Below are 10413 nucleotides of genomic sequence, written 5' to 3'. Positions count from 1 at the left end.
AGGTCCGTGAAACAGCTCCGCGCCGATGATAGTGCGGATTCCCGTGTGAAAGTAGGTCATCGCCAGGCTCTTATTCCCAAAACCCCTCGACAGCGTGTGCTGCGAGGGGTTTTGTCTTTTCCGGCTCGTGGTGGCGAGCGGCCTCGCGGCGCCTGCCAGGCGGTCTCAGAGCCTCCAGGAGCGACGCTGGAAAGCCCCTATAGGGTGAGAACGCAGAAATCTAAACTGCGCTTGTGGGAGCGATCAGGCGGTTCAAGCGCCACGCTGGAACGCCTTCCCTGGTCTGGCCAAGTACAGCATCCGCAACGGAAAGTGCTTGACAGGCAAGGTGAGAAGCCCCATAATCGATAGTTCTCTGCGGAGAGGTGCCCGAGTGGCTAAAGGGGGCAGACTGTAAATCTGTTGGCTTACGCCTACGCTGGTTCGAATCCAGCCCTCTCCACCAGAATGCAAGACAGCAGCCGGCAGTGCCGGTGAAGAAGCAGGAAAGAACCGGGCGGGTGTAGCTCAATGGTAGAGCAGAAGCCTTCCAAGCTTACGACGAGGGTTCGATTCCCTTCACCCGCTCCAGTCGCGCGGTTGCTGTCAGAGTAGTACGTCAAGTTTCGCCCATGTGGCTCAGTGGTAGAGCACTCCCTTGGTAAGGGAGAGGTCGGCAGTTCGATCCTGCCCATGGGCACCAAATACCACGCACTGGCAATATCGCTACCGAGACAGGAGTCGCGAAATGGCAAAGGAAAAGTTCGAGCGGACCAAGCCGCACGTGAACGTTGGTACGATTGGTCACGTTGACCATGGCAAGACCACGCTGACCGCAGCGATTGCCACGGTGCTGGCAGCCAAGTTTGGCGGTGCCGCCAAGAAGTACGACGAAATCGACGCAGCGCCGGAAGAAAAGGCACGCGGTATTACCATCAATACCGCGCACGTCGAGTACGAAACGGCCAACCGCCACTACGCGCACGTTGACTGCCCGGGCCACGCTGACTATGTGAAGAACATGATCACGGGTGCCGCCCAGATGGACGGCGCGATCCTGGTTTGCTCGGCTGCTGACGGCCCGATGCCGCAAACGCGTGAGCACATCCTGCTGGCCCGCCAGGTTGGCGTGCCGTACATCATCGTGTTCCTGAACAAGTGCGACATGGTGGACGACGCTGAACTGCTCGAGCTGGTCGAGATGGAAGTTCGCGAGCTGCTGTCGAAGTACGAGTTCCCCGGCGACGACACCCCGATCATCAAGGGTTCGGCCAAGCTGGCGCTGGAAGGCGACAAGGGCGAGCTGGGCGAAGTGGCCATCATGAACCTGGCCGACGCGCTGGACACCTACATCCCGACGCCGGAGCGTGCCGTTGACGGTACCTTCCTGATGCCTGTGGAAGACGTGTTCTCGATCTCGGGTCGCGGCACCGTGGTGACCGGCCGTATCGAGCGCGGCGTGGTGAAGGTCGGCGAGGAAATCGAAATCGTCGGTATCAAGCCGACGGTGAAGACCACCTGCACCGGCGTGGAAATGTTCCGCAAGCTGCTGGACCAGGGTCAAGCCGGCGACAACGTTGGCCTGCTGCTGCGCGGCACCAAGCGTGAAGACGTCGAGCGCGGCCAGGTGCTGTGCAAGCCGGGTTCGATCAAGCCGCACACCCACTTCACCGGCGAGGTGTACATCCTGTCGAAGGACGAAGGCGGCCGTCACACCCCGTTCTTCAACAACTACCGCCCGCAGTTCTACTTCCGTACCACCGACGTGACCGGCTCGATCGAGCTGCCGAAGGACAAGGAAATGGTCATGCCGGGTGACAACGTGTCGATCACCGTCAAGCTGATCGCCCCGATCGCCATGGAAGAAGGCCTGCGCTTCGCTATCCGCGAAGGTGGCCGTACCGTCGGCGCCGGCGTCGTGGCAAAGATCCTCGACTAAGTTGTTTGATAGCGAACGCGGCACCAACCGGCCGCGTTCGTTGCCAGAAGGGGTTGGCGCCAGCGCCGGCCCCACAGTTGTTTTAGGGGTATAGCTCAACTGGCAGAGCGTCGGTCTCCAAAACCGAAGGTTGGGGGTTCGATTCCCTCTGCCCCTGCCAAATCAATCAGCCGCGTCGCGAAGAGCAATCGTGACGCGGCTTAGTCTCGTTTGCGAAACATGGCCAATCCCAATGTTGAAACCGTGAACGCCAGCAGCGGCAAGTGGATGCTTGGCGTGGCGGTGCTGCTGGTGGTTGCGGGCGTCATCGGTTTCTATGCACTGGCACAGCAACCGTCTTATGTACGTGGCGCCGCACTGTTCGGTGGTATTGCACTGGGTATCGTAGTTGCGCTGGTGTCGGCACCAGGCAAGGACTTTATCGGGTTCGCCAAGGAATCGTATCGGGAAGTTCGCAAGGTCGTCTGGCCGACGCGCAAGGAAGCCGGGCAAATGACGGGGCTGGTCTTCGTCTTTGTCGTCATCATGGCGCTGTTCCTGTGGTCGGCTGACAAGCTCATCGAGTGGGTCGTCTTCTCGCTCGTGCTGGGCTGGAAATAAGAGGTAGCACATGACGGATAACGCTCAGCAGGAAACCACCGCGCCGGAATCGCCTTCGTCGAAGAAGCGCTGGTATGTCGTGCATGCCTATTCCGGCATGGAGAAGAGCGTGCAGCGCGCGCTGCAGGAGCGCATCGAACGCGCCGAGATGCAGGACAAGTTTGGCCGCATCCTGGTGCCGTCCGAAGAAGTCGTGGAAATCAAGGGCGGCCACAAGTCGGTCACCGAGCGTCGTTTCTTCCCCGGCTACGTGCTGGTGGAAATGGAAATGACCGACGAGACCTGGCACCTGGTGAAGAACACCAGCAAGGTCACCGGTTTCGTGGGCGGCGCCCGCAACCGCCCGAGCCCGATTTCGCAGCGCGAAGTCGACAAAATCATGACCCAGATGCAGGAAGGGGTCGAGAAGCCGCGTCCCAAGACGCTGTTCGAAGTGGGCGAAATGGTGCGCGTCAAGGACGGCCCGTTCACCGATTTCAACGGCAACGTGGAAGAAGTGAATTACGAGAAATCGCGCCTGCGCGTCTCGGTCACGATCTTCGGGCGTGCCACGCCGGTCGAACTCGAGTTCGGCCAGGTCGAGAAGGTTTAAGGAATTTGCCGGTTGCGGCCTGAAAGGGCGGCAACGGGCAACGGCGCCGCCCCGGTGGCGGCGCCAAGAGGAGCGTGAGGCCGTGCCGTAGGTGCGGCGACAGCGCGTTACGACTCAACAGGATCGCATCCCGAAAGAGCGATCCGGATTGGAGTAGAGATGGCCAAGAAGATCATTGGCTTTATCAAGCTGCAGATTCCGGCTGGTAAGGCAAATCCCTCCCCGCCCGTTGGTCCCGCACTGGGTCAGCGTGGTCTGAACATCATGGAGTTCTGCAAGGCGTTCAACGCCCAGACCCAGGGTATGGAACCCGGTCTGCCGGTGCCGGTGGTGATTACCGCCTTCGCCGACAAGAGCTTCACCTTCGTGATGAAGTCGCCCCCGGCGACCGTGCTGATCAAGAAGGCAGCAGGCATCACCAAGGGTTCGCCGAAGCCCCACACCGACAAGGTTGGCAAGATCACCCGCGCCCAGGCTGAAGAAATCGCCAAGGCCAAGAACGCTGACCTGACCGCCGCCGACCTGGACGCCGCCGTGCGTACCATCGCCGGTTCGGCTCGTTCGATGGGCATCACCGTGGAGGGTCTGTAAATGGCTAAGGTTTCCAAGCGCGTCGCCGCCAACAAGGCGAAGATCGAGCGTACCAAGTTTTACCCGATCGACGAGGCCCTGGGCTTGGTGAAGGGCTGCGCTTCGGCGAAGTTCGACGAGTCGATCGACGTGGCCGTGCAGCTGGGCATTGACGCCAAGAAGTCGGACCAGGTGGTTCGTGGTTCGGTGGTGCTGCCCGCAGGTACCGGCAAGTCGGTTCGCGTGGCTGTGTTCGCCCAGGGCGAAAAGGCCGAAGCCGCCAAGGCCGCCGGTGCTGACATCGTCGGCATGGAAGACCTGGCCGAGCAAGTCAAGGCCGGCAACCTGAACTTCGACGTCGTGATCGCTTCGCCGGACACGATGCGTATCGTCGGTACGCTGGGCCAGATCCTGGGCCCGCGCGGCCTGATGCCGAACCCGAAGGTCGGTACCGTGACGCCCGACGTGGCCCAGGCTGTGAAGAACGCCAAGGCTGGCCAGGTGCAGTTCCGTGTCGACAAGGCCGGTATCATCCACGCCACCATCGGCCGCCGCTCGTTCGACGACGCAGCGCTGAAGAGCAACCTGTCCGCACTGCTGGAAGCCCTGGTGAAGTCCAAGCCGGCTACGAGCAAGGGCGTGTACCTGCGCAAGATCGCTGTCTCGTCCACCATGGGCGTTGGCGTGCGCGTGGAACAAGCTTCGCTGTCGGCCTGAGCTGACGGCATGGGCTGACCGGACCCGATAACACCGGTCGGCCGCGAATTGAAGATCCTGGCGTAAGCGGGGATCGGCTCCGGACCTGGTTCTGCCAAGCGGCAGCACAAGGACAGGGAGCAAGGCTTTGGGCAGTGGCGGCAGCCGGACACGTTGTGTTCAGGCAGTCGCCGCTGGTTATCAAAGACCGCTGGTGTCCACATGACCGCAGTCAGGCATGCGGGCTTAATCGGCCGGGAGGTACAAGCAGGGCCAGGTGCCGTGCATGACCAACCCCGGGCAGCCAGCGCAGATGGCGCACCCGAAGGGATTGATGAATCCGGGCCTGTCCCGGGTGATTCGGGCCAATCGGACGCCGTTCGTTTGTGCTGACGTGAAGACTCCGGTATTGCCGGAGGGCTAGCGTCATTTTGGAGCTTAACCGTGCCACTCAATATTGAAGATAAGAAGGCCGTCGTTGCTGAGGTTTCGGCGCAAGTCGCCAAGGCCCAGACCATCGTCGTGGCCGAATATCGCGGCATTACGGTTGGCGATCTGACCAAGCTGCGTTCCACCGCACGTCAGCAAGGCGTGTACCTGCGTGTTCTGAAGAACACGCTGGCCCGCCGCGCCGTCGAAGGTACGCCGTTTGCAAGCCTCGCAGAGCAGATGACCGGTCCGCTGATCTACGGTATTTCCGAAGATGCAGTGTCGTCGGCCAAGGTTCTGAACGACTTCGCCAAGACCAACGACAAGCTGGTCCTGCGCGCCGGGTCGTATGACGGCAAGGTTCTCGACGCTGCCGCCGTGAAGGCGCTGGCCTCGATCCCGAGCCGCGACGAACTGATTGCTCAGCTGCTGGGCGTGATGCAGGCACCGGTGTCGGGCTTCGCCCGTCTGCTGGCTGCACTGGCTGCCAAGAACGCCGAAGGCGCTCCCGCGGAAGCGGAAGCCGCTGGCGCCTAAGGCAATCCAGGCCTCGCATCGAAAGATCGCATTACCGATACCGAATCAAATCTAGTAGGAGTATTTCAAATGGCAATCACCAAAGACGACATCCTGGAAGCCGTTGGCGCGATGTCCGTGATGGAACTGAACGACCTGGTCAAGGCGTTCGAAGAGAAGTTTGGCGTGTCGGCTGCTGCCATGGCTGTGGCTGCTGCCCCGGGCGCCGGCGGTGCCGCCGCTGCTGAAGAGCAGACCGAGTTCAACGTGATCCTGGCCGAAGTCGGCGCCAACAAGGTTGGCGTGATTAAGGCTGTTCGCGAAATCACCGGCCTGGGCCTGAAGGAAGCCAAGGACCTGGTCGATGGCGCACCGAAGCCCGTCAAGGAAGGCGTGGACAAGGCTGCTGCTGCCGAGGCCAAGAAGAAGCTGGAAGACGCTGGCGCGAAGGTCGACGTCAAGTAAGGCATTGCTCGCGTGCCCTTTCGGCACGCGGATGGGGCTGGCAAAGGGAAATTCCCGGCGCCAGCCTTTTTGCGCTTGTGCGAAAGTGTTTTGAGAAGCACTCTTCGCAACAAAAAGTGATGTTTGCGAGTCTCGATGCCCTCGGGCATGCCGGAGTCTCAGCAGAGGCCAAACATCAGTGGCACACTAAGTGGTTGCTGCTGATGTTTGTCTTCTGAACCGACTGCAGAAGACAAGTTTGGTCGGGTGTCCCCCGGGCGAGTACAGGCGTTGCGCTTGATGCGACGACCACACCGCCCGCAGCGTGCGGACACCGTCAGCCAGAGGTTGGTAGCGGCCAACCGCCAAATCCCCTCCCAGTCGCTGAACACCTCAGGTCCGGCCAGGTCCAGCCAGCCCTGCGATGATTCGGAGATCCCATGGCGTACAGCTTCACCGAAAAGAAGCGCATTCGCAAAAGCTTTGCGAAGCGCGCGACGGTACATCAGGTTCCATTCCTGCTTGCCACCCAGATTGAATCCTACACTCAGTTCTTGCAAGCGGAAACGCCGACCGCGCGTCGCAAGACCGAAGGCCTCCAGGCCGCTTTCAACGCAATCTTCCCGATCTCCTCGCATAACGGGCTTGCCCGTATGGAGTTCGTCTCGTATCACCTGTCCAACCCGCCGTTCGACGTCAAGGAATGCCAGCAGCGTGGCCTGACGTTCCACTCGGCCCTGCGTGCCAAGGTTCGCCTGATCATCAACGATCGCGAGAACCCGGGCAAGGTCAAGGAAGTGAAGGAGCAGGAAGTCTACATGGGCGAAATCCCGCTGATGACTTCCACGGGTTCGTTCGTCATCAACGGCACCGAGCGTGTCATCGTCTCGCAGCTGCACCGCTCGCCGGGCGTGTTCTTCGAGCACGACAAGGGCAAGACCCACAGCTCGGGCAAGCTGCTGTTCTCGGCACGTATCATCCCCTACCGCGGTTCGTGGCTGGACTTCGAGTTCGACCCGAAGGACATCCTGTACTTCCGCGTCGACCGCCGCCGCAAGATGCCGGTGACGATCCTGCTGAAGTCGATCGGCCTGACCCCGGAACAGATCCTCGCGCACTTCTTCGTGTTCGACAACTTCACGCTGCAGGCCGAAGGCGCGCAGCTGGAGTTCGTGCCCGAGCGCCTGCGCGGTGAAGTCGCGCGCTTCGACATCGCCGACAAGAACGGCCGCGTGGTGGTCGAGAAGGACAAGCGGATCAACGCCAAGCACATCCGCGACCTGGATTCGGCCGGCACCAAGCTGATCAGCGTGCCGGAAGACTACCTGCTGGGCCGCGTGCTGGCCAAGAACATCATCGACCCGGATACCGGCGAGGTGATTGCCAACGCCAACGACGAGCTGACCGAAACCCTGCTCGAGAACCTGCGCGAAGCCGGCGTCAAGCAGATCCAGACCCTGTACACCAACGACCTGGACCAGGGCCCGTACATGTCGCAGACCCTGCGCGTGGACGAGACCGCCGACCAGACCGCTGCGCGTATCGCGATCTACCGCATGATGCGCCCGGGCGAGCCGCCGACCGAGGAAGCCGTGGAAGCGCTGTTCCAGCGCCTGTTCTACAGCGAAGAGTCGTACGACCTGTCGCGCGTTGGCCGCATGAAGGTCAACAGCCGCCTGGGCCGCCCCAGCGGCGAAGGCGCCATGGTGCTGCAGGACGAGGACATCCTCGAGACCATCAAGATCCTGGTCAACCTGCGCAACGGCAAGGGCGAGGTCGATGACATCGATCACCTGGGCAACCGTCGCGTGCGTTGCGTCGGCGAACTGGCCGAAAACCAGTTCCGCGCCGGCCTGTCGCGCGTGGAGCGTGCCGTCAAGGAACGTCTGGGCCAGGCCGAGACCGAGAACCTGATGCCGCACGACCTGATCAACTCGAAGCCGATCTCGTCGGCGATCCGCGAGTTCTTCGGTTCGTCGCAGCTGTCGCAGTTCATGGACCAGACCAACCCGCTGTCCGAGATCACGCACAAGCGCCGTGTCTCCGCACTGGGGCCGGGCGGCCTGACGCGCGAGCGCGCCGGCTTTGAAGTCCGTGACGTGCACCCGACCCACTATGGCCGCGTGTGCCCGATCGAAACGCCGGAAGGTCCGAACATTGGTCTGATCAACTCGCTGGCACTGTATGCCCGCCTGAACGAATACGGCTTCCTGGAAACGCCGTACCGCAAGGTGGTCGACAGCAAGCTGACCGACCAGGTCGACTACCTGTCCGCGATCGAGGAAGGCAAGTACGTGGTGGCGCAGGCCAACGCGACCGTTGACGCCGACGGCAACCTGACCGACGAACTGGTGTCGGCGCGTGAAGGCTCCGAGCGTGAAACCCGCATGGTCACGCCGGACCGCGTGCAGTACATCGACGTGGCGCCGTCGCAGATCGTGTCGGCCGCTGCCTCGCTGGTTCCGTTCCTGGAACACGATGACGCGAACCGTGCACTGATGGGCGCGAACATGCAGCGCCAGGCCGTGCCTTGCCTGCGTCCGGACAAGCCGCTGGTCGGCACCGGCATCGAGCGCACCGTTGCGGTCGACTCGGGCACGGCCGTGCAGGCGATGCGTGGCGGCGTGGTCGACTACGTCGACGCGATGCGTATCGTGATCCGCGTGAACGACGACGAAGCCGTTGCCGGTGAAGTCGGCGTGGACATCTACAACCTGATCAAGTACACGCGCTCGAACCAGAACACCAACATCAACCAGCGTCCGATGGTGAAGGTCGGCGACCACGTTGCCCGCGGCGACGTGATTGCCGACGGCGCCTCGACCGACCTGGGCGAGCTGGCACTGGGCCAGAACATGCTGGTGGCGTTCATGCCGTGGAACGGCTACAACTTCGAGGATTCGATCCTGATCTCGGAGCGTGTGGTGGCCGAAGACCGCTATACCTCGATCCACATCGAGGAGCTGTCGGTCGTTGCCCGCGACACCAAGCTGGGACCGGAAGAAATCACGCGCGATATCTCGAACCTGGCCGAAGCCCAGCTGGCTCGCCTGGACGAGTCGGGCATCACCTACATCGGCGCTGAAGTCGAAGCCGGCGACGTGCTGGTTGGCAAGGTCACGCCGAAGGGCGAGACCCAGCTGACCCCGGAAGAGAAGCTGCTGCGCGCGATCTTCGGCGAGAAGGCTTCGGACGTGAAGGACACCTCGCTGCGCGTGCCCTCGGGCATGAGCGGCATCGTGATCGACGTCCAGGTCTTCACCCGCGAAGGCGTGACGCGCGACAAGCGTGCCCAGTCGATCATCGATGACGAACTGAAGCGCTACCGCCTGGACCTGAACGACCAGCTGCGTATCGTGGAAGGCGACGCGTTCCAGCGTCTGGAGCGCCTGCTCATCGACAAGACCGTCAATGGCGGTCCGAAGAAGCTGGCCAAGGGTGCCAAGATCACCAAGGAATACCTGGCGGATATCGACAGGTACCACTGGTTCGACATCCGTCCGGCCGACGAAGAACTGGCTGCCCAGCTGGAAGCCGTCAAGGAAGCCATCGAGCAGAAGCGCCACGAGTTCGACCTGGCCTTCGAAGAGAAGCGCAAGAAGCTCACGCAGGGCGACGAACTGCCGCCGGGCGTGATCAAGATGGTCAAGGTGTACCTGGCCGTCAAGCGCCGCCTGCAGCCTGGCGACAAGATGGCCGGCCGTCACGGCAACAAGGGTGTCGTGTCCAAGATCACCCCGATCGAAGACATGCCCTACATGGCCGACGGTACGCCTGCCGACATCGTGCTGAATCCGCTGGGGGTGCCGTCGCGGATGAACGTGGGTCAGATTCTCGAGACCCACCTGGGCTGGGCCGCGCGCGGCCTGGGCGAGCGCATCGGCAACATGCTGAAGGCGCAAGCCAAGGCAGCCGAAGTGCGCAAGCTGCTCACGCAGATCTACAACGAGAGCGGCAAGGTCGAAGACCTCGACAGCCTGTCGGATTCGGAAGTCCTGGAGCTGGCCGAGAACCTGAAGAAGGGCGTGCCGTTCGCGACGCCGGTGTTCGATGGTGCGCATGAGGACGAAATCCGCCGCATGCTGGACCTCGCCTATCCGGAAGAGATCGCGAAGGAGAAGGGCCTGACCGCTTCCAAACAGCAGGTCACGCTGTTCGACGGCCGCACCGGCGAAGCGTTCGAGCGTCCGGTCACGCTGGGTGTGATGCACATGCTGAAGCTGCACCACCTGGTCGACGACAAGATGCACGCGCGTTCCACCGGCCCGTACTCGCTGGTGACGCAGCAGCCGCTGGGTGGTAAAGCCCAGTTCGGTGGCCAGCGTTTCGGTGAGATGGAAGTTTGGGCACTGGAAGCCTACGGCGCGTCGTACGTGCTGCAGGAAATGCTGACGGTCAAGTCCGATGACGTGAACGGCCGTACCAAGGTGTACGAGAACATCGTCAAGGGCGAGCACTCGATCGATGCCGGCATGCCGGAATCGTTCAACGTGCTGGTGAAGGAAATCCGCTCGCTGGGTATCGACATCGACCTCGATCGCTACTGATCGGGCAGGTGAGGGGAGCCGGTTGCGGCCGGCTCCCTGTCGACACTACAGGCGAAGGATTTCCCACAGGATGAATGCCATCGACCCGGACCAACTCCGGG

The 10413-nt window shown here is 62.0% G+C and carries 9 protein-coding genes and 4 tRNA genes; 12 read left to right on the top strand and 1 reads right to left on the bottom strand.

Features of this window, described 5'->3' with window-relative positions; genetic code table 11:
* Positions 1 to 359: 359 nt before the first annotated feature.
* The 11 genes from AC1Q6V_RS23740 to rplL all read left to right on the top strand — a co-directional run bounded on the left by AC1Q6V_RS23740 (position 360) and on the right by rplL (position 5786).
* Positions 360 to 445 (top strand) — tRNA-Tyr (locus AC1Q6V_RS23740).
* Between the two features lie 51 nt (positions 446 to 496).
* Positions 497 to 570: transfer RNA gene (locus tag AC1Q6V_RS23735), tRNA-Gly, on the top strand.
* A gap of 37 nt (positions 571 to 607) precedes the next feature.
* Positions 608 to 682 (top strand) — tRNA-Thr (locus AC1Q6V_RS23730).
* 45 nt (positions 683 to 727) lie between these two features.
* Positions 728 to 1918 carry an elongation factor Tu gene (gene tuf / locus AC1Q6V_RS23725; RefSeq protein ID WP_010810470.1) on the top strand — a complete coding sequence of 397 codons (1191 nt, stop codon included), beginning with the start codon at positions 728 to 730 and terminating at the stop codon, positions 1916 to 1918.
* Between the two features lie 84 nt (positions 1919 to 2002).
* Positions 2003 to 2078, top strand: a tRNA-Trp gene (locus AC1Q6V_RS23720).
* A 59-nt stretch (positions 2079 to 2137) separates the two neighbouring features.
* Complete coding sequence (gene secE / locus AC1Q6V_RS23715) at positions 2138 to 2518, top strand: preprotein translocase subunit SecE (RefSeq protein ID WP_010810469.1); 381 nt, start codon at positions 2138 to 2140, stop codon at positions 2516 to 2518.
* 10 nt (positions 2519 to 2528) lie between these two features.
* The gene (gene nusG, locus AC1Q6V_RS23710) at positions 2529 to 3110 is read left to right on the top strand and encodes a transcription termination/antitermination protein NusG (protein ID WP_010810468.1); all 582 of its coding nucleotides are present in this window, start codon (positions 2529 to 2531) and stop codon (positions 3108 to 3110) included.
* 159 nt (positions 3111 to 3269) lie between these two features.
* A complete protein-coding gene (gene rplK, locus AC1Q6V_RS23705) occupies positions 3270 to 3701 on the top strand; it encodes a 50S ribosomal protein L11 (RefSeq protein WP_010810467.1) in 432 nt (143 codons plus the stop codon).
* Positions 3702 to 4397, top strand: coding sequence for a 50S ribosomal protein L1 (gene rplA / locus AC1Q6V_RS23700; protein ID WP_010810466.1), 696 nt, complete (start codon positions 3702 to 3704; stop codon positions 4395 to 4397).
* A gap of 423 nt (positions 4398 to 4820) precedes the next feature.
* Positions 4821 to 5342 carry a 50S ribosomal protein L10 gene (gene rplJ, locus AC1Q6V_RS23695; RefSeq protein ID WP_010810465.1) on the top strand — a complete coding sequence of 174 codons (522 nt, stop codon included), beginning with the start codon at positions 4821 to 4823 and terminating at the stop codon, positions 5340 to 5342.
* 69 nt (positions 5343 to 5411) lie between these two features.
* Positions 5412 to 5786 carry a 50S ribosomal protein L7/L12 gene (rplL, locus tag AC1Q6V_RS23690; RefSeq protein WP_010810464.1) on the top strand — a complete coding sequence of 125 codons (375 nt, stop codon included), beginning with the start codon at positions 5412 to 5414 and terminating at the stop codon, positions 5784 to 5786.
* Between the two features lie 158 nt (positions 5787 to 5944).
* Here the strand turns inward: rplL and AC1Q6V_RS23685 are convergent, their stop codons facing one another.
* A complete protein-coding gene (locus AC1Q6V_RS23685; RefSeq protein WP_162166395.1) occupies positions 5945 to 6325 on the bottom strand; it encodes a hypothetical protein in 381 nt (126 codons plus the stop codon).
* On the opposite strand from AC1Q6V_RS23685, the gene rpoB reads away from it, so the two are divergent.
* Entirely contained in the window at positions 6206 to 10312 is a 4107-nt protein-coding gene (gene rpoB, locus AC1Q6V_RS23680) for a DNA-directed RNA polymerase subunit beta (protein WP_010810463.1), read from the top strand. The two genes, AC1Q6V_RS23685 and rpoB, sit on opposite strands and share 120 nt — an antisense overlap.
* The last annotated feature ends 101 nt before the right edge of the window (positions 10313 to 10413 follow it).

The sequence above is a fragment of the Cupriavidus sp. GW823-FHT07B10 genome, assembly GCF_058794355.1.
Note: the sequence above shows the minus strand (reverse complement) of the source record. Positions and strands in the feature narration are given on the sequence as shown.

Excerpts from the sequence above, each read along its gene's own strand:
- rplK (WP_010810467.1), top strand. The coding sequence starts at position 3,270 with ATGGCCAAGAAGATCATTGGCTTTATCAAGCTGCAGATTCCGGCTGGT.
- rplL (WP_010810464.1), top strand. The coding sequence starts at position 5,412 with ATGGCAATCACCAAAGACGACATCCTGGAAGCCGTTGGCGCGATGTCC.
- rpoB (WP_010810463.1), top strand. The coding sequence starts at position 6,206 with ATGGCGTACAGCTTCACCGAAAAGAAGCGCATTCGCAAAAGCTTTGCG.
- tuf (WP_010810470.1), top strand. The coding sequence starts at position 728 with ATGGCAAAGGAAAAGTTCGAGCGGACCAAGCCGCACGTGAACGTTGGT.
- secE (WP_010810469.1), top strand. The coding sequence starts at position 2,138 with ATGGCCAATCCCAATGTTGAAACCGTGAACGCCAGCAGCGGCAAGTGG.
- nusG (WP_010810468.1), top strand. The coding sequence starts at position 2,529 with ATGACGGATAACGCTCAGCAGGAAACCACCGCGCCGGAATCGCCTTCG.
- rplA (WP_010810466.1), top strand. The coding sequence starts at position 3,702 with ATGGCTAAGGTTTCCAAGCGCGTCGCCGCCAACAAGGCGAAGATCGAG.